This window comes from Mesorhizobium sp. WSM2240 (genome assembly GCF_040438645.1).
Classification (GTDB): domain Bacteria; phylum Pseudomonadota; class Alphaproteobacteria; order Rhizobiales; family Rhizobiaceae; genus Allomesorhizobium.
Genome location: NZ_CP159253.1, coordinates 751,112 through 770,157 on the forward strand (window position 1 = coordinate 751,112; position 19,046 = coordinate 770,157).

At 61.0% G+C, this 19,046-nt stretch carries 10 protein-coding genes, 4 pseudogenes and 1 riboswitch; of the genes and pseudogenes, 5 read left to right on the forward strand and 9 right to left on the reverse strand.

The features are described from left to right. The first annotated feature begins 213 nt into the window (after positions 1-213). The 3 genes from ABVK50_RS03595 (at position 214) to ABVK50_RS03605 (ending at position 4,169) form a co-directional block, all read left to right on the forward strand. Positions 214-2,043, forward strand: a complete 1,830-nt coding sequence (locus tag ABVK50_RS03595; RefSeq protein WP_353647005.1) for a secretin N-terminal domain-containing protein — start codon at positions 214-216, stop codon at positions 2,041-2,043. A 199-nt stretch (positions 2,044-2,242) separates the two neighbouring features. Further along, the gene (locus tag ABVK50_RS03600) at positions 2,243-2,620 is read left to right on the forward strand and encodes a transposase (RefSeq protein ID WP_353642775.1); all 378 of its coding nucleotides are present in this window, start codon (positions 2,243-2,245) and stop codon (positions 2,618-2,620) included. A 202-nt stretch (positions 2,621-2,822) separates the two neighbouring features. Further along, positions 2,823-4,169: an IS701 family transposase gene (locus tag ABVK50_RS03605; protein WP_353641446.1), complete on the forward strand. Its 1,347-nt coding sequence runs from the start codon at positions 2,823-2,825 to the stop codon at positions 4,167-4,169. An 843-nt stretch (positions 4,170-5,012) separates the two neighbouring features. On the opposite strand, the gene ABVK50_RS03610 is transcribed toward ABVK50_RS03605, so the two are convergent. The 7 genes and pseudogenes from ABVK50_RS03610 to ABVK50_RS03640 form a co-directional block, all read right to left on the reverse strand. Beyond that, complete coding sequence (locus tag ABVK50_RS03610) at positions 5,013-6,377, reverse strand: pitrilysin family protein (RefSeq protein WP_353642774.1); 1,365 nt, start codon at positions 6,375-6,377, stop codon at positions 5,013-5,015. Positions 6,378-7,266: 889 nt separating this feature from the next. Continuing rightward, complete coding sequence (locus tag ABVK50_RS03615) at positions 7,267-7,581, reverse strand: hypothetical protein (protein ID WP_353642773.1); 315 nt, start codon at positions 7,579-7,581, stop codon at positions 7,267-7,269. 465 nt (positions 7,582-8,046) lie between these two features. Further along, positions 8,047-8,245, reverse strand: a pseudogene (locus ABVK50_RS03620) (IS3 family transposase); the annotation flags it as partial. 558 nt (positions 8,246-8,803) lie between these two features. After that, entirely contained in the window at positions 8,804-10,456 is a 1,653-nt protein-coding gene (gene groL / locus ABVK50_RS03625; RefSeq protein ID WP_353642772.1) for a chaperonin GroEL, read from the reverse strand. 70 nt (positions 10,457-10,526) lie between these two features. Continuing rightward, a complete protein-coding gene (groES, locus tag ABVK50_RS03630; protein ID WP_214393390.1) occupies positions 10,527-10,823 on the reverse strand; it encodes a co-chaperone GroES in 297 nt (98 codons plus the stop codon). Between the two features lie 370 nt (positions 10,824-11,193). Beyond that, a complete protein-coding gene (locus ABVK50_RS03635; protein WP_353646035.1) occupies positions 11,194-12,330 on the reverse strand; it encodes a TlpA disulfide reductase family protein in 1,137 nt (378 codons plus the stop codon). A 375-nt stretch (positions 12,331-12,705) separates the two neighbouring features. Further along, positions 12,706-12,811: riboswitch (cobalamin riboswitch) on the reverse strand. A 53-nt stretch (positions 12,812-12,864) separates the two neighbouring features. Continuing rightward, positions 12,865-15,189, reverse strand: coding sequence for an ATP-binding protein (locus ABVK50_RS03640; protein ID WP_353642771.1), 2,325 nt, complete (start codon positions 15,187-15,189; stop codon positions 12,865-12,867). Between the two features lie 350 nt (positions 15,190-15,539). Here ABVK50_RS03640 and ABVK50_RS03645 point away from each other — a divergent pair. Next, positions 15,540-15,734: pseudogene (locus ABVK50_RS03645) on the forward strand (IS21 family transposase); the annotation flags it as partial. 263 nt (positions 15,735-15,997) lie between these two features. Here ABVK50_RS03645 and ABVK50_RS03650 read toward each other — a convergent pair. Next, a pseudogene (locus ABVK50_RS03650) lies at positions 15,998-17,089 on the reverse strand (trehalose-6-phosphate synthase). Positions 17,090-17,155: 66 nt separating this feature from the next. On the opposite strand from ABVK50_RS03650, the pseudogene ABVK50_RS03655 reads away from it, so the two are divergent. Further along, positions 17,156-17,669: pseudogene (locus ABVK50_RS03655) on the forward strand (transposase); the annotation flags it as partial. 285 nt (positions 17,670-17,954) lie between these two features. Here ABVK50_RS03655 and ABVK50_RS03660 read toward each other — a convergent pair. Next, positions 17,955-18,995 carry an IS110 family transposase gene (locus tag ABVK50_RS03660; protein ID WP_353642770.1) on the reverse strand — a complete coding sequence of 347 codons (1,041 nt, stop codon included), beginning with the start codon at positions 18,993-18,995 and terminating at the stop codon, positions 17,955-17,957. Positions 18,996-19,046: the final 51 nt, after the last annotated feature.

Genomic DNA, 19,046 nt, shown 5'->3' on the forward strand with positions numbered 1-19,046 from the left:
CTATTACTTCTAGGTGGATGCGCCGGCCCTGGTATGATTGACGAGCGCGGGGTCTTGCTGAACGCGCCGCCCTTTGTCCCGTCTGGCTCCGCGTCTTTGCGAGAACGTAGCGAACCGCAGACTAACGGCTTTGAAGTGCTGGGGCTGAGGCAAGCGCAGCCAGTGGCAGCCACAGGGGAACGGAAGTTGCCGGTGGTGTCGGATAGCAGGCGGGTGAGCCTTGATTATGCGAATGCCGACATACGCCAGGTGGTGCAGGATATCGTGGTTGACGTAATGAGCATGCCCGTGGTCATCGATCCTGGCGTTGGAGGAAAAATGTCCCTTCATACAGCCCGCCAGGTGCCCGTGAGTGAGGTGCCACGGCTTCTGGACAAAGCTCTTGCGTCGCACGGCTATGGACTGGCTGCGGGTGATCAAGGAGTGCGGGTGGGGCGCTTGGCTGACCTGGCGGGCGGCATGCAGAGCAGCGTTCAAATTATTCCGGTGCGGTATGTTGATCCGGTTGAGGTCATCGGCGTAATCCGACCGAACTTGCTGGAGAGTGTGCATCTCACGCTAGCGCCCGGAGGGAGAGGCATTGTTGTCAGTGGCCCGCCCGGATCCGTGAGCTCTGTGCGCGAACTGGTCGACCTGTTTGATACCGACGCCATGCTTCACAAGTCATTCGCGCTGTATCCGCTGTCTCAAGCGAGTCCGGCCGAAATTGAGCGAGAACTCAGCTTGTTGTTTGCGCAAAATGGTCAAGAGAGGGGGCTTGTCCGATTTGCGGCGCTCGAGCGACTGAATGGTATCCTTGTTGTGGCAGAAGATCCTGCAGCTCTCAAGCAAGTCCGCCAGGCGATCGCTAAACTGGATACCGCGTCGGAGGCGACGGCAAACATTCACGTGCGTCCACTGCTCTACCGGCGGGCTTCGGAAGCGGCGCATGTGCTGGCGCAAACGTTGGGCGCAGAGGCGCCCAGTGCTGTCTCGCCTGCAGAGCCCGCGGGAAAGTTCGGCAACCTATCGCTGGGAAGTGACGTATCCAATCGAGCCAGCCTGCCTGTCAATGTGCCAGGCCGGCCGGCCGAAAAGCCAGATGCGACTGTCTCAAGGTCGCACCCAGTGGACCAAATCGTAATGTCAGCGAACCACCTTGGCCTCTCGGCGCCGGTGCGGATCCAGGCGGACCCAGGACAGAACGCCCTCGTAGTACTCGCAGCACCGCACGACTACAAAATCGTGGAGGCCGCGATCCGTCAACTCGATGTCAAGCCTCGACAGGTTCTCATCCAAGCCATCGTCGCCGAGGTGCGCCTGAATAATCGTCTGCGCTACGGCGTGGACTATCTTCTCTCCACCAAGGGCGTGGGCGCAGTTCCAGATGGTCTGTCGTATGTGTTTCCCAACACGAACGCCAACACTGTGTTGCATGGGCTAAGCGAGCTTGGGGAGGTCAAGGTTGTATCCGCGCCGCGCATTCTTGCGGTCGACAACCAAACCGCCACGATCCAGGTGGGCGATCAGGTCCCGATCCTCGTCCGATCATCGCAATCTACCGCAAGCGCCAATTCACCCATCGTGAACGATGTCGAAATGCGCGACACAGGGGTGATCTTGGCTGTTACGCCCAGAATTGGTGCCGGTGGGAGTATCACCCTCGACACGTTTCAGGAGGTCAGCACCGGCATCAGGAACACGCTTACAAATGTTCAATCCCCGGTGATTTCGGTGCGCCGCCTCCAGAGTACCGTATCGATGCGAAACGGCGACACGATCGCTATCGGCGGATTGATGCAAGATAGCACCACCCAAGCCAATTCTGGGGTTCCTGTGCTGAAGGACATTCCGCTTTTAGGGGGACTGTTCCGCAACACGGAATATGCCAAGGAACGGACCGAGCTGTTGATATTGCTCAACCCCCGCGTGATTGACACTGACGCCGACGCAAGCGCGTTGACCGAGGAGCTGCGTGAAAAATTCGAGTCGCTGGCCCCCGACCTGGGCCGACGGCTCACGCCGTCAGCTCAGCCGCAACGGCCGGTCTCAAGACGACAGTGAAATTGGAGCAACTGACCAACCGGCGGTGGCTTTTCTCATTGGCTCGGCAGCTGGATTGGGTCGCGGATCGTTAATGGTAGCCTACTCAGCTGCGTAAGCGTAGAGGAGGCCCCATCTGGCGGTGCTTGAAGGGATGAGCCAGACATAGAGACGCCGAAACGATGAGGGCCTCACGGTGTCAACTTCTATGTCTGTGCCTATGAACGATGCTAGAAATTTCCATGTCATCGACGCGGTCCCTGACCGCCTCAAGGTTAGCCCGCCGCGATCACACCGGCGGTGGTCAGAGGAAGCAAAGGCACGTCTGATCGAGGCATCGCTGGCGCCGGGAGCGAATGTTTCGGCCATTGCGCGGGAAGCTGGGCTGGCGCCTTCGCAGCTGTTCGGCTGGCGGCGCAAGGCCTTGAAGGGCGACGCGGAGAACCGGCGTGGGGGTGAAGGCCGGTTGGGCTTTGTCGAAATTGCCACGACGGCCGCGCAGATTGAGATCGAGGTCGGCGGAATGATCATTCGCGCCGGCGCCGACATCGGCCAAGACCAATTGGTCAAGATCATCCGGGCAGTGAAGTCGGCATGATTCCGGCGGGCGTGAAGGTTCTCCTCGCCAGCCATCCCGTCGATTTTAGAAAAGGACCCGATGGCCTGCACAACGGCGACAACTCAGGCTTCGTCTGCGAGCGGGGCTGACTTCTTCAACAGCCTGCTAGTCTTACTGTGTCATAAACTTTGTTAACGATTGATTGCGAGAATGGAGATTCAAGCTTCAAATGGAGGGAGCGATGGATCTCCAGGACGGAATCGAAACGAGTGAATCGCGTTTTGCGGCCTATGTCGAGACGCTGGCCTCGGCATTGGGTCATGCTGACCGGGTGGCGCCGCTGAAGGCCTATTGCACCGGGCTGCTTTTGCCGGGCGAGCGCAAGAGCGTCGAGCCGATGGCGGCGCGGGTGGAGCCTGGGCGTGTTCAGGCGGCACACCAGTCGCTGCATCACTTCGTGGCGAAAGCGGATTGGTCGGACGATGCCGTACTTGGCGTCGTGCGGGCGCAGGCTCTGGCGGCGCTTGAGCGTCAGGGGCCGATCCGCGCCTGGATCGTCGACGACACCGGCTTTCCCAAGAAGGGGAAGCATTCGGTCGGCGTGGCGCGGCAGTATTGCGGCCAGCTCGGCAAGCAGGACAACTGCCAGGTCGCGGTCAGTCTGTCGGTTGCCACCGAACAGGCGAGCCTGCCGGTCGCCTATCAGCTCTATCTGCCGGAAAGCTGGGCGAACGACCCTGATCGGCGCGCCAAGGCAGGTGTGCCGGAGGATGTCATCTTCCGCACCAAACCCGAAATCGCCCTCGCGCAGATCCGGGCGGCGCTGGATGCCGGCGTCTCGCGGAGCGTTGTGCTGGCCGATGCCGGTTACGGTAACGACACCTCCTTCCGCACCGGGCTGACGGAGATGGGCTTGACCTATGTCGTCGGCGTCCAGTCCTCGATCCGCTTGTGGCCGCCGGACACGCAACCGCTGCCACCCAAGCCATGGAGCGGACGCGGCCGCCCGCCCTCGCTCGTCCGGCGCCAGCCCGGGCACGCGCCGGTTTCCGCCAAGGAACTGGCGCAAACCCTGCCCGAGGACGCCTGGGGCCGCGTCACCTGGCGCGAGGGCTCCAAGGCGCCGCTCGCCTCGCGCTTTGCCGCCATCCGCGTCCGGCCGGCGCATCGCGATTACTGGCGCTCCGCGCCACGAGCCGAGGAATGGTTCCTGATCGAGTGGCCGCACGACGAGGTCGAGCCGACCAAGTACTGGCTCTCGACCTTGCCGGAAAATACCGGGCTCGCCGACCTCGTCGATCAGGCCAAGCTGAGGTGGCGGATCGAACGGGATTATCAGGAGCTCAAGCAGGAGATCGGCCTTGGCCATTATGAAGGCCGAGGTTGGCGCGGCTTCCATCATCACGCCACGCTCGCGATCGCCGCCTACGGATTCCTGGTCTCCGAACGGAGTCTGATTCCCCCCTCAGCCCCACGCTCCAGGCCGTTCCTCAAGGCACCTGCGCTATCCGAAGATTATCGACCCCGTGGCGCCGCCGCTCCGTCCCGAACGCCACGTCGGCAATTCCATCGCCACCATCCGGATTAGACTCGCCCGCGCCTTGGCGCGGCGGCTGCCACGATGTCCATGCTGCCAAAACAGGTTTATGACACAGTAAGACTAGCAATGTTGCTACCAAAATTGTATTCAGAAAGACCACGCTACCGGCATTAGTATCGTTCGTCTCATTCGGCGGCCAAGCGCGCCTGCCGCGATGATGTCGCGCGTGGGGCTCGGCTTCACATTGGGACGTTGTTGATGATGGCCGTCATACTACTTGAATTGGTAGAGGATTCGGTGAAAACGATTTCCGGTCCAACGACCACGTCGGGGTGGGTGTCGAGCAGGACACGGAGCAGACTGGTGCCGGAGCGATTTCGCTGCCGAGCAGGATAGGGTTAGAGGGCAGGGCGAGAGGAGGGGACACGTCTTTGTCCATGCCCCCCGCTTACTAGGAGAGGTTTGGAACTTTCGTCTCCTCAGCACGAGACTTTAGGCGACGCCACATCGCTCTGAATCTCAACTTCCGTCAATTTGAAAGTTTCGTTTGAAGTTTTGAGGCATTGCGCAAAATCCTGGTTTGTCATGCCAAGTCCGCACGTGATCGACAAGCGGGAGCCAGATGGATCATTTGTTCAGCGCCAGGTATCGTCCTCGCCTACAGGCGTTGAAGTCATTTCTAGCCTAGATTTCACCTCCTGAATGGTCATCGCAGCTTGGGTGGTCAGCGCCGTCAGGATGAGAAGAAAAATGGCTAGGAGCGCCTGCAGGACGAGGACGAAAATGGCGGAGAGAAAGGTCGCCAGCGGGTGGCGAGGCCCGCGGCCATCCCTTCTGCCAAAAGCGGAGAGGGCAAGCCGCGCGCAAAGGACCCAGCGATGTTGGTCCCCATCACTTCAATTCTCCGTCTTGGGGCAAGAGATAACCAGTGATCGGATGCTCGGGCACGAGATAGCGGGCGGCGACGGCCTTCACCTGGTCGGCGGTGATCTTGCGGATGCGGTCCGGCCGTTCCTCAACATCTCCTACGCTGCCGCCGGTGGCAAGCGTGGAGGCATACATGCCGGCCATGTAGGCCGGGTCGTGGCGGGCGGGGATCATCGAGCGGACATAGCGGTCCTTGGCCTTGTCCAGTTCGTCATCGGTCACGCCGTCCTTGACAATGCGGGCGATCTCGGCCTGGGCCGCCGCCGCCAGATCGGCGAGCTTGGCATCGCCGCGCGGCGAGCCGTAGATGGTGAAGCTGGTGGCGTCCAGCATGGTGCCATGGAATTTGACGCCAGCGTCGGCGGCGATGCCCTGTTTCACCACCAGCGCCTGGTGAAGGCGGCTGTGATTGCCGCGGCCGAGGATCTCAGCCAGGAGGTCGAGCGCCTCGGCCTCGCCGGGCTCGGCCGTGTTGTAGGAGGGCACCACCCAATGCGTGGAAAAGCTGGGCACTGAAACGCGGGGATCACTCCGCGTCACCGTACGCCTGGTGTTCTGCTCCGGCTCGACCGGGCGGATGCGGGGGAAATCAGGGCCCGCCGCGAGCTTGCCATAAGTCTTCTCGGCCATAGCCTTCACACTCTCCGGCTCGAGATCGCCGGTCACCACCAGCACGGCGTTGTTGGGCCGATAATATCGGTCGTAAAAGTCGATAGCGTCGTTCCAGGTCAGCCTCTCCATCTCCTGCATCCAGCCGATGACCGGGATGCGGTAGGGCTGGTTCCGCCACAGCGTCGCGTCGATTTCCTCTTCCAGAACCGCCTGCGGATCGTTGTCGACGCGCGAACGGCGCTCCTCCAGGATTACGTCGCGCTCGGTTTCGATATCATCTTCGGTGAGGACGAGGTTGAACATGCGATCGGCCTCGAAGCTCATCATCTGCTCCAACGCAGAAGGCGCCACCGTCGCAAGGAAGGCGGTGTAGTCGTAAGACGTGAAAGCATGGTTCGAGCCGCCGACGGAAGAGACGGCACAGTCAAACCCGCCTGCGGCGTGGTTGGTTGTCGCTGCCTTGAGCATCAGATGCTCCACCAGATTGGCAAGGCCAGATTTGCCCGGCGGGTCATCGGCGCTGCCCCCCTTGTACAACACCATGTGGGTGACGGTCGGCGCGAGGTGATCGGGCACGACGACCACCTCCATGCCGTTGTCGAGCACGAAATCCGTCACTTTGCCGTCATCGGTGGCGGCCAGAGCCGGAGTGGTCGTCACGAAGGCCAGCGCGGTCGCAAGAAGGGTCCCCGTCAGCCAGCCAAACCGAAGTTTCATCGACGGCTGTGGTGACGGAGCGAGAGGCAATGTCCGAAGCGAAGTGAGTTGTTCCTCAGTTTGAAGGCGCTGCGGCCCAGTCGCACCCGATCGTCGGAGAAGGTGGATGGGCGGGCAGCGCCGAACCGATTGAGCAACCGTCTTGATATTGCCGGGCCTCACTCGAGCCTCACCCCTGGATGGGTCCGGGAGACCCACGGCGGTAGCTTTTGGTGAGCGGTTCATGCGAAATCTTCTCCTTGGTCTGTCACGTGTTTGCGGATGACGCGCATGTACCGCGGCAATGAGAAACCGTTTAAAGGCAATGTGATAGATTTGGCTCTGCTGCGTCGCGAATCCGACATTGTCGGACGTTGGGCAGGGCCGGACCGGAAACGCGTGCGGCTTGGGAAAGCGTCACAGTGCGATGTACCGCTCCGGCTCGACCGGGTTGCTGCGGGTCAAATTAGGACCCGCAGCAACCCTTTCCATAGGACTACTCGGCCCGCGGGTCCTTCGGATCCAGACAGATCACAAGGGGATAATAGCGAGCATCACATTCGACCGAATGCTCGTCCATAGGGTCATCCCAAGGAACCAAGCACTCCCGGCCGAAGCAGGAGCGGTCATCACCAGGGCCAGCGCGGTTTGCCTCGTTCGCCACCATTCGGCTTGTCGGGGTCGGGCCAACCCAGACATTTGGGATCACATTCGTCCGAACATTTGGGATCATGGGGATAACATGAGCCCCGATGCTCGTCCGCAAGGTCCCAGGCACTCCCGGCCGAAGCAGGAACGGTCATCACCAGGGCCAGCGCGGTCGCAGCAAGCATCGCGTGCGGCCAGTCAGACCGAAATTTCGTCGAGGACTTCTGGAAGCCCGCGGCGGCAGTGTCATTTGATGGCGTAATCATCGTACGTCTTCCTCTTGGTTTGTCATGTGTCCGTAGTAGGTGATCGGGCATTGGTCGCCATTCGGCTTGGCCGGCCGGCGCGGATCCGGACAGATCAAAAAGGGATCATAGTGAGCATCACGTTCGACCGAATGCTCGTCCATAGGGTCGCCAGCGTTCCCAAGGTACCAAGCACTCCCGGCCGAAGCAGGAACGGTCATCACCACGGCCAGCGCGGTCGCAGCAAGCATCGCGTGCGGCCAGTCAGACCGAAATTTCGTCGAGGACTTCTGGATGCCGGCGGCGGCAGTGTCATTTGATGGCGTGATCATCGTACGTCTTCCTCTTGGTTTGTCACGTGTTCGTGGATGATCCGGCCTCGTTCGCCATTCGGCGATTGGGCACGTCGGACGGTAGTCATAAGGTCTCCTAGTTCATAAGGTCTCCTGATTGGTGTTCCAATAACAACCCTTCTGACAGCCCTAGCTGACAGCAGCCTGAAGTTATCGGCGATTTGCGCGATGGCGATCCTGCGCGACGTCAGTTCCTGTCAATAAGAGAAGAATTTTGCTCTCGACCTGCGAGCTTGGCACACTCGATGCGAGTTCTGCTCATGAATACGACAAGGCCACGTATCATTGAGCTGGCGAAGAGCGTCGGGCGGAGAGAACGGAACAACGTATGGATGCCTATGAGAAAGGCCGTTTCAGTACAACGCGATACTTACAGCACCGGCTCTCATGTCCGACATAGTCGAAGATTCGACAAAACGAGTGCAGGCGTACCGCCAGCTTGCCCAGCAAATACGGATAGATCTTGTACCCGTCGCCGGCTTCGAAGTGCGCGGCTTGCGGTAGAGCGCCTCGATACCCATGCGCTTCATCAAGGTGCGCACATGCGGCGACCCGTCTCATAGCCTTCGCGCTTCAAAAGCTTCTGTAACATACGGCTGCCCGCGAAAGGGTAATCCAGATGCAATTGGTCGATGCGCCGCACCTGAGGGGCGTTGTCACGGAAGCTTCTTGTGAGGAGGCCCTGCGGTAGACGCCAACTGCGCTCGCTTGGTGCGGAAGACTTAAAGGATGCCGCAGACCGGTTATGTGGCGCGCCACATGATCTTTACGCGCTCGCTTACTGGGAAGGGCTGACCAAGTTCCTGGAGGACGCTCGCTCGGAGCTGGACACCAACCCCCGTCGAAAACGCCGTCAAGCCGGTGGCTCTGACGAGACAAAATGCGCTCTTTGCTTGGGCATGAGGTGGGACCGAAAATTGGGTGCTGCAGGGCTTTATCGTGGGTTCCTGCATCTTGCAGCTTGCGCAGCACATAACTCCGCTGACGGCCGTGCGCAGGGCGGTTTTGCGGTCGGCCGATGCTGATGAGCCTGCTCAGCGAGCGAGCCAGGTCCGGCGACTCGCGGACAGGTTGATGCACGCGTAGGGAAGATGTTCAATTTGGAAAGCTGGCCTGTGGGCCGGGCGGCCGGCTTGGATCCGCGCCAGAGAAAAGGGCGGCATCGCTGCCGCCCTTCCGGGATGGTTGAGATGCGTGGACCTTAGAAATCCATGCCGCCCATGCCGCCCATGCCGCCGCCGGGCATACCGCCCGGCATGCCGCCAGCGGACTCCTTCTTCGGAGACTCGGCGATCATGGCTTCGGTGGTGACCAGGAGGCCGGCGACCGAGGCCGCGTCCTGGAGAGCCGTGCGCACGACCTTCATCGGATCGACGATGCCCATGGCGATCATGTCGCCATACTCACCGGTCTGAGCGTTGAAGCCGAAGGTCACACCCTGGTTGTCGAGGATCTTGCCGGCGACGATCGAGGCCTCGGCCCCGGCGTTGGCGGCGATCTGACGGGCCGGCGCCTGCAGTGCGCGGCGTACGATGGCGATGCCCGCGGTCTGGTCAGCATTGGCGCCTTCGGCCTTGATGGCGAGTGAAGCGCGCAGCAGCGCGACGCCGCCGCCAGCGACAATGCCTTCTTCAACGGCCGCACGCGTCGCGTTCAGCGCGTCGTCGACGCGGTCCTTCTTCTCCTTGACCTCGACTTCGGTCGCACCGCCGACGCGGATGACGGCAACGCCGCCGGCCAGCTTGGCGAGACGCTCCTGCAGCTTCTCCTTGTCGTAGTCCGAGGTGGTCTCCTCGATCTGCTGCTTGATCTGGGCGACGCGGCCCTGGATCTCGGCCTTCTTGCCGGCGCCGTCGACGATGGTGGTGTTCTCCTTGGAGATCGACACCTTCTTGGCGCGGCCGAGCATGTTGAGGCCGACATTCTCAAGCTTGATGCCGAGGTCCTCGGAGATGACCTGACCGCCGGTCAGGACCGCGATGTCTTCCAGCATGGCCTTGCGGCGATCGCCGAAGCCCGGAGCCTTGACAGCGGCGATCTTCAGGCCGCCGCGCAGCTTGTTGACGACCAGCGTGGCGAGAGCCTCGCCTTCGACGTCTTCGGAGATGATGAGGAGCGGCTTGGAGGTCTGGACGACAGCCTCGAGGATCGGCAGCATCGCCTGCAGGTTCGAGAGCTTCTTCTCGTGCAGCAGGATGTAGGCGTCTTCGAGATCGGCAACCATCTTGTCAGGGTTGGTGACGAAGTAGGGGCTGAGATAACCACGGTCGAACTGCATGCCTTCGACGACCTCGAGCTCTGTCTCGGCGGTCTTGGCTTCCTCGACGGTGATGACGCCTTCATTGCCGACTTTCTGCATCGCCTTGGCGATCATCTTGCCGACCGACTCGTCGCCATTGCCGGCGATGGTGCCGACTTGGGCAACCTCTTCCGAGGTCTTGATCTTCGTGGCGTTCTTGTTGAGGTGGGCGACGACCTCGGTCACGGCGAGGTCGATGCCGCGCTTCAGGTCCATCGGGTTCATGCCGGCGGCAACGGCCTTGTGGCCTTCCTGCACGATCGCCTGGGCGAGAACCGTGGCGGTCGTGGTGCCGTCGCCGGCGATGTCGTTAGTCTTCGAAGCGACTTCGCGGACCATCTGCGCGCCCATGTTCTCGAACTTGTCCTCAAGCTCGATTTCCTTGGCGACGGTGACGCCGTCCTTGGTGATGCGCGGTGCGCCGAACGACTTGTCGATGACGACGTTGCGGCCCTTGGGGCCGAGCGTCACCTTCACCGCGTCGGCGAGGATGTTGACGCCGCGCAGCATGCGCTCGCGGGCGTCACGGGAAAATTTTACGTCTTTAGCAGCCATTGTAAGCTCCTGTCAGGGGTTCGGGATCGAACCCACAGATTCAAGATTCAGTTGACGGTGAGGCCGATATTCAGCCGATGATGCCCATAATGTCGGATTCCTTCATGATCAGAAGGTCTTCGCCATTGAGCTTCACTTCGGTGCCGGACCACTTGCCGAACAGGATGCGGTCGCCAGCCTTGACGTCGAGCGGAACAAGCTTGCCCGCCTCGTCGCGCGCGCCGGAGCCGACGGCGATGATCTCGCCTTCCTGCGGCTTTTCCTTTGCGGTATCGGGGATGATGATCCCGCCAGCGGTCTTCGCTTCGGATTCGACGCGGCGAACGACCACGCGGTCGTGCAGCGGCCGGAATTTCGACTTTGCCATTTTTGGATGTCCCTGGTGCGGATGTTGAACGGTTCTCCGTTGTCGGAGCGTGCAAGTGTTAACGTGGCGCAGAGATAGACGGTCGGCTGCGTCCCCGTCCTCCCCACCTGTGGGAGCAGGTGGATCGATGGGCCGCGCCGAGCTGGTTGACATGTTGCCAAGCCTTACTCCAGCGCTATCTTTGGACGGGTACGGGAGACCCGCGGCGGCGGCGTGTTTTGGTTAGGTGAGGGGACGTCTACTCCTTGGTCGGTCACGTGTTTGCGGATGACGGCGAGGTTGGGCTGGACGCATAGACCAGCCTATTTGCACAACCACGCCAGGGAAATGGAGGAACTGGTCAGTAACCCATTCCGACTATCGCCTCTTCTTATTTGCCTGCCGCTTTGACTCTTTGGGAGAATCCTTCCTGCGGAGCCGCACAGAGAGCGCCATAGCAGACCTTCTCACCCTTGTAGTTCGCCAAGGCCTGCAGCAAATCCGGTAAAAGGTGCTGTCTCAGTACGTCAGAGATAGGCTCCGGGCCATCCAGCGACTTCAATGCCAGCTCAATCAACTCGATCGCGCGATCATTGTTGCCGCTCTCATGACAATACCAGGCGACCGCCGGATAAGCCCAGAACTTACGGCCTTCGCCTTGCGGGGGATTCCGTGCCAGGATGTGTTCGGACAGCTCTTTGCCCATCGCCAAGCGCTCAGCAGACGGAAAGTGCGAATGGTCAAAGTTCGGCTGAAAGAGTTGATCTAGCGCCGCTATCATCCAATTCTCGGCGTGTTTGTCGATCGCGTCGCGAACGAATTGGCGCATGACGGGCAAGCCGGCCCGCATGTCGCGCATTCTGTGAAGCAACAGATTCAGATGTGTCGAGCGGAAATTGAGGTTGTCGGGCAACAAGGCAATGCCTTCCTCGACTGCCGAGAGCGCCGTCTTCCAATCCTCGGTCTGCATCGCCGGCCGAAGTTTGTCGTATATGGGCTTGGTCAGCGCTTGTTCGCGCGCTATGGTTTCGCCTTGGGCGATCCGGTCGTGATCGGCAGCTTTTGCTTGATCGCTGGTGCGCCAGCTGCCGTTAAGCACTTTCGGCAAAACCTCATCGAGTTCCGTCGGATGACCGATGAAGGCGATATGACCGTCCCGGTCGACCACGAACGAGGTCGGAATCCCGACAGAAAAGCTGGGCTCCATCCAAAGCTTGGCCATTTCGCCTGTGGAGTCGAACGCGATCCGATAGTTCAGATTCGAGAACTTTTCGGTCAACCAAGCGTCCAGCTTGCTTCGTCCCTCATCGGCCGTTGGAGCGTCCTCAGAAGCCGCGACCCCGACAATCTCAACGCCGCTCTCCCTGTATTTCTCCTGCAACTGTATCAGATGCGGCATCCCGTCCACACATGGTCCGCACCAAGTCGCCCAAAATTCGACGATGTACACTTTGCCTGGCTGAAAGCTCGTGAGGGGCTCGCCACGCAGCCAGGTTTCCACTTGAATCGAAGGAGCCGGGGACTCCATCTGTAACGCCGCCAATGTTGATCTCCATAGCTTGCTTTCCGCGCGAGGTTGTTCCCGCTCGGAGACGGCACACGGGTTCAGGGGAGAGAGCATCGCTCGTCTTGCCCCATTGTGTGCAGTCATCCTCACCTGGAGCAAATGCCATGCCAACTCGCTCAGCGCGCAGTAAGCGTATGAATTTGCTTTGAAAAACCTCCGCAGCGGCCAACATGGCCGGTTGTAATGAACCTGATACTTTTGCAAATGATTTGTTCTGAATCTGACATTTTGTCTGCCGCTGTCAGGTTTTGGACACGCACCGCCCGTGCTTCGCGCCGCCAGACAAGCGTGGCCCATCCGCACGGTCCCGCAGCGCCAAGGCCACAGGGGCGCGTGCGGCACGCAGCCTCTGCCCGGTCTTGCCGAGGCCGTTCGTTTCAGTGACATTAGTGGGTTGGCTCGCCGCTAACAGTTGCGGGGGCAGCGCCGGCATCGCACCGGTTTGATAGCGGGGGAGGAGACGGCCGACACCTATGAAGCGGAGCCGAAGACGCTCTACGCGGCGGCCTTGGCCGCCGCCAAGTGCTTGCGGATCGGAATACGCACCGACACGATGGTGCCGACTCCTTCGGTCGAGCGAATCTTCAGCGCGCCGCCATGCAGCTCGGCGAGCGACTTGGAAATCGCCAGGCCTAGTCCGGAGCCGGTGTGGCTCTTGGAGAACTGGTTCTCCACCTGTTCGAACGGCCGGCCGAGCTTGCTCAACGCGTCCTTGGGAATGCCGCAGCCGGTGTCCTCGATCGTCAGCCTCAGCGCGCCCGAGACGTTGCGCGCCCGCACCGAAATGTGACCGCCCTGGCCGGTGAACTTCACCGCGTTCGACAGAAGGTTGATGACGATCTGCTTGATCGCACGCCGGTCGGCGACGATCGTCATCGATTCGGCGATCTGGGTCTCGACGGTAATGGACTTTTCCGCCGCCTGCAGCGAGATGACGCGCACGGTCTCGCGGATCAGCGGACAGAGGTCGATCTCCTCGCGCTCCATCGAGAATTGCCCGGCCTCGATCTTCGACATGTCGAGTATGTCGTTGATGACGCCGAGCAGATATTTGCCGCTGCCGGCGATGTCGCTGGCATATTCCTCATAGCGATCGGAGCCGAGCGGCCCGAACAGGCCGGATTCCATCAGCTCCGAGAAGCCGATAATGGCGTTGAGCGGGGTGCGCAGCTCGTGGGACATATTGGCCAGGAACTCGGACTTGGCGCGATTGGCGGCTTCGGCTCGCTCGGTCTCGCGCATGTATTTATGGTTGAGCTCGACAAGTTCGCGCGCCCGCTCCTCCTCGGCCCTCCGAGCGAGGCTCAGATCGTGGATGGTGGCCATCAGCCGCCGTTCGCTGTCGACCAGCTTTTCCTGATGTTGCTTGATGAGCGTGATGTCGGAGCCGACCGACACCGTGCCGCCGTCGCGCGTCTTCAATTCGTTGACCTGCAGCCAGCGGCCGTCGGCCAATTGCCGCTCATAGGTCGCGCCGCCTCTCGGCCCGTTGGCATTGGCCAGCCGACGCTCGGACGCGAAGGCGACCATCCGCTCTTCCAGAGCCTGTCGGGAAATGCCCGGCATGACGTCGCGATCCGACAGGCAGTTGTCCTGCTGGTACTTGCTGTTGCACATCACGAGCCGCTGCTTCGAATCCCACAAGACGAAGGATTCGTTGATATTCTCGATCGCCGTTCTGAGCCGCATGTCGGCGGCTTCGGAGCGCAGCGCCAGATGCCGCTGTTCGGTCACGTCGACGGCAATGCCGATCAGCTGGATTTCCGGCGCTTCCGGATCGATTACCTGCGCCCGCGCGCGCACCCATACCCAGCGGCCGTCGGCGTGGCGCATGCGGAACACCTGGTCGATATGGTCGATTTCGCGCGCCACGATGCGGTTGGCGAGCTCGAACAGGTCGCCGTCATCTTCGTGGATGATCTCGTCGACCTCGCCGAAAGACAGCATGGTGTCGCAGGGCTTGTAGCCGAGCATGTCGTACATGGAGCGCGACCAGTACATCTTGCCGCGCACCATGTCCCAGTCCCAAAGCCCGCAGCGGCCCCGCACCAGCGCAAGGTCGATGCGCTGATGTGCTTCGAGATAGATGCGGTCAGCCGCCTGAGCGCGGGCTGCCTGCGTGAAATAGGCGTAGAGGATGATTATCAGCACGCTTGCGGTCAGGACGAACAGCGTCACGTTCAGAGACACCGTCTTGCGCCATTCGGCAAACACGGCGTCGCGCTGGATCAGCGCCGCGGCGGCGCCCTTGCGATCCGCGGTGAGGTCGAGGGCTGCATACCAGTCGCGGCCGTCGATGCGCACTTCCATGATCCCGGCGCGCTCGCCGAAGATGAAAAGTGGCTGCCCGCCGACCATGATGGCGTCCAGCATCTTGCCTTCCCACCCGGTCGATTCAGGGGTCACGGCGGTGATCCGGAATGCTCCGTCGGTCAGCGCCAGCACGTGCCGGTTTCCCATCGCGCCATGCTGGACGGTGCGTTCGAGCAGATCGCGGCTCGCAGCCTGGTCGAGTTCGCCGCCCGCGGCGGTCACCATCATGGAATTGACGAGTTCGCCCGCGGCGAGGCTTAGGACGGCCTTGGCGTTGCGCTCGATCTCTTCCTGCCAAGCCATCAGTGAAAGAAAACGCGCTGCCGCGACGACGAGCAGGAAGATGACGATCAGGGCAGGAATGGACCGACGCAACAGAGGCTCCGCGGCCAGAAGCCGCCTGTAGGCTGGTTCGGCGATGATGCGGGCATTGCCGGCCAGGGTATTACCCTTGCGCCGGACAAAATCAGTACCGCCGGGCGCGCCCCACGCGTCCGTCTTCGCCATCAACAGGCTCCCCAAGACTTTTTCATTGACGATCCGGCAACACCGCACATCCGAATCTGCCTTAAAGAATCAGAGGTGATTCGGCTTGTCCAGTGGCGCGTGCAAAAGAATTTCGGTGCGTCCTTCGAGGCTTCCCTTCGACAGCTCGACAAGCTCGCGGCTCAGGGCCGCACCTCAGGTGAACTTGAAGGCGCCAGCTTACGAGAAGGGCAGCCGTGGCAAATCGCAGTCTCGGAAAGATCACACAACACGCTGCGAGCACGGAAGGCTCGCACCACGGCACACGCCCTCCTTGCCGCTCCGCGATCGCGGAGCGGGTTAGTCCAACGGCCAATGTGTTGTGCGGCAATTTCAGTCGTTTCTGCGAGCTTTACCGGGCCGGGCGGCCAATCTGTCGGTGACTATGCGGAGAACCATGGCGCCGGGGAAACTGTTCGCCGACTATGCCGGCGACGTGCTGCCGGTGGTGATTTGACCGGGGGACCGGCAAGACACGGGCGGCACACATGTTTGTCGCGCTGCTGGGCGCTTCGAGCCTGTCTTTCCTCCGACAGCTTACGGCGAGCATCGGCCGAAACAGCTGGCGAACTTCGCCAAGGCCTGGACATAAGAGCGATGCTTGGTCGGCGACCGATTCGGATAAATGATCATGTACCTGTCTACCGCCGCCGCGTCAGCGGCCTTCTTCAACCTCAAGAATCCACACGATCTGGTGTAGCCGCGTCAAGCGCGAGCACGCCCACTGTGGCAGGTGGACGGATTCGCTTGGCCGCGGCGCGACTGCGCTGTCTACTGCATGATCGATCGTTCAGGGACGCTTCCTGCACGGTCTGCACTGATCGTCGGTGGCAGAACCCAATGTCTGTCCATTGCGCGCTTCAGCGCGGCGTCCAACTCGGCGGTCCGGTACGAAGGCATTTGCGCCTCGTTGATCCCAGCCGAAGCCGAGATATCGGAAGTGGTCCGCCGGCACCGTGACCCGGCTTTTGTCCAATTCCCGAACGAAGTCCGCCGACCAATCGTGGATCGTATATGCTTCAATTTCATCCATCATTGGCCGCCAGCGTTGGATGCGCTCTTCGCGCGGCATGTTGGCCGCTCTGGAAATCGCGATCGCGATCTCGTCGGGGCGGTTCGGATCCACCAGCAGCGCTTCGTTGTGGTTGAAGTCTTCGGCCGCACCGGCAAACTTCGACAGCACCAAAACGCCGGGATCTTCCGGATCTTGCGCTGCGACATATTCTTTCGCTACCAGATTCATGCCGTCACGCAGGGGCGTTACGACGCGAATATGCGCGGCGCGATAGAGACCGGCCAGCTGAGCCTAGCTGAAAACATCATTCTCGTAGAGGATCGGCCGCCACTCGTCCGTGCCATGCTCGTCATTGACACGTTTGACCAGGCTCTCAACGTTGCGTTTATAACTTTTATAGACTTCGATTTCCGTGCGGGAGGGGTTGGCGATCTGCAGGAGCACGATGCTGTGCGGCTCGGCTGCCAAGACCTGATCGAAGGCTTCGACACGGGCGTCGATACCCTTCGTGTAGTCGAGCCGGTCGACCCCGATTGCAAGCTTCGCGCCATTGAGTTTCTTGTGCAAGGACGAGATGTAGGCATCCTGTTTCGCAATCGACATCGCGGCATTTTGTGCGAACTGCTTTGGATCGATACCGATCGGAAATTTTTGACATCGCGTTCGGCCGCTCTCCGAGATCACAATGCCATCCTTGCTCTCCAGTCCCAGATGAGAATGGAGATAGGCAAGGAAGTTATCCAAGTCCCAGTTGGTCTGAAACCCGAGTAGATCGTAGCTGAGTATCGATTTTATGAGTTCACGGTGGTTAGCCCATCTTATGCACGACGGAGCGTCTGAGAGGTTGGCGGATGTAGCGTAAGCGATTGATTTGGCGTAGGATTCGGTTGTCTAAGCCAGCCCTGCCACCGCATCTCGCGAGCCACACCCGCCATGACCGATGATACGTTGTTGCCGCTCTCATTTCCAGCCGTTGGACGCAAGAAGATCACAGCTGCGTTTGACGGCGGACGCATCACCTCGGATGGTGGCGTCATGCTTTTGGCCGCGGCCGAGCGACGCCTGCAACTGGCCGACAGGCTGGCCGCTGCGATCCACAATCCGCGCGACCCACAGCGGGTAACGCACGCCATGGCCGACATTCTGCGCGCCCGCATCTTCGCCATCGCCTGCGGCTATGAAGATGCCAACGATCTCGACCGGCTGCGCACCGACCCGGCCTTCAAGCTCGCCTGCGGGCGGCTGCCCGACAGCGGGATTGATCTGTGCTCGCAGCCGACCCTGCTCGCGCCTGGAGAACCTGCCCGACCTGCGTACCGTCATCCGGCTCGGCTGGGTGCTGGTCGATCTGTGGCTGTCGAGCTATGCCGCGCCGCCCAAAAGCGTGACGCTCGACATCGACGACACGGTTGATGTCGTTCACGGCCATCAGCAGCTCTCGCTTTTTCAACGCCCATATGTGGAACGGCCCTTTAGGCAAGTGCATTTTTCAGACGGCTGATCACGCGGGAACGGTGCGGTCATATGTTCGGCCTTTCAGCGTGGTCATGTAACCGCTGGCCTCGATGAAGTCCGCGATGCGAGTGGCTGATCATTACGGCGCGCTGTGTGCGCATCGGGCGTTCCGGCCTCTCTCGCCTCGGGATTTCGTCCCATGGAATCATCGTCTGTTTCGTGCACCTCGCCTCTGCCGGCTACTGCGCCGGTCAGCTCGTCCGGGTCGTTTTTCGGCTCAAGCGCTTGCCACGCTGCTCGCCTCCCTCAGACCCCGATATGTCCCGCCCTTGTTCAGCAGCGCCCAGATAATCCGCGCCATCTTGTTGGCGAGCGCGACAGCGACGACCTTGAACGGCCGTCGCGCCAGAAGCGCGGCAAGCCATTTCGGCGCCTTGTCGTTGCCCCGCGCGTATCGCAGGACGGTCGTCGCGCCGAGCACCAGCAGGGTACGAAGCTCCGGGTTGCCCATCTTCGATATACCTCCCAGCCGCTCCTTGCCCCCGCTCGAATGAGATTTAGGCGTTAATCCGAGCCAGGCCGCAAAGTGCCGCCCGGACTTGAACCCGCCGGGATCCGCAACAAGCGCCTTGATGGTTGCAGCAGTGATGGCGCCAACACCCGGTATCGTAGCCAGTCGTCGCATATCCTCGTCTCGTTTTGCCTCGGCAACGATTTCCCGCTCGATCTTGTCGACCTGCTTCTTCAGCGCCTCGATCTGATCGGCGAGGGCCGACAGGGCGAAGCGAGCCGCCTTCGGCAAGCGGGCGTCGGTCTCGTCGCGCACGATCTCGATCAGGCCAGCACTCTTCGCCGTGCCTATCCCGGCGACGATGCCCAATTCCGACAGATGCGCACGAACAGCATTGATTGCCTGTGTTTGCTGGCGGACCAGAAGCCCACGCGTCTTCAACACCATCGCGGCAGCCTGCTGTTCGGCCGATTTGATCTGAACGAAGCGCATGGTCTTGCGGGTCACCGCCTCGCTGATCGCCTCAGCGTCGGCCGCATCTGTCTTGCCGCGTTTCACAAACGGTTTGACATAGGCCGGCGGGATCAACCGCACTTCATGACCAAGTGCCGCGATCTCGCGCGCCCAGTAATGTGCGCCCCCGCAGGCCTCGATGCCGACCAGACACGTTGGCTGCTTCCCGAAGAACCGCAGCACCTCGGCACGGCGGAGCTTCCGGCTTACGATTGGAGTCCCCTCGACGTCAGCGCCGTGGATCTGAAAAACTTGCTTGGCCAAATCCAGCCCGATAGTGGTAATATGCTTCACGGAACGGCTCCTATTTTGTGGCGTTGAACAAACGACCACGTTTTAGCACTC

Coding starts and splice junctions, on each gene's coding strand:
- groES (WP_214393390.1), bottom strand. CDS start 10,823: ATGGCAAAGTCGAAATTCCGGCCGCTGCACGACCGCGTGGTCGTTCGC.
- ABVK50_RS03605 (WP_353641446.1), top strand. CDS start 2,823: ATGGATCTCCAGGACGGAATCGAAACGAGTGAATCGCGTTTTGCGGCC.
- groL (WP_353642772.1), bottom strand. CDS start 10,456: ATGGCTGCTAAAGACGTAAAATTTTCCCGTGACGCCCGCGAGCGCATG.
- ABVK50_RS03615 (WP_353642773.1), bottom strand. CDS start 7,581: ATGATCACGCCATCAAATGACACTGCCGCCGCCGGCATCCAGAAGTCC.
- ABVK50_RS03600 (WP_353642775.1), top strand. CDS start 2,243: ATGAACGATGCTAGAAATTTCCATGTCATCGACGCGGTCCCTGACCGC.
- ABVK50_RS03640 (WP_353642771.1), bottom strand. CDS start 15,189: ATGGCGAAGACGGACGCGTGGGGCGCGCCCGGCGGTACTGATTTTGTC.
- ABVK50_RS03635 (WP_353646035.1), bottom strand. CDS start 12,330: ATGGAGTCCCCGGCTCCTTCGATTCAAGTGGAAACCTGGCTGCGTGGC.
- ABVK50_RS03610 (WP_353642774.1), bottom strand. CDS start 6,377: ATGAAACTTCGGTTTGGCTGGCTGACGGGGACCCTTCTTGCGACCGCG.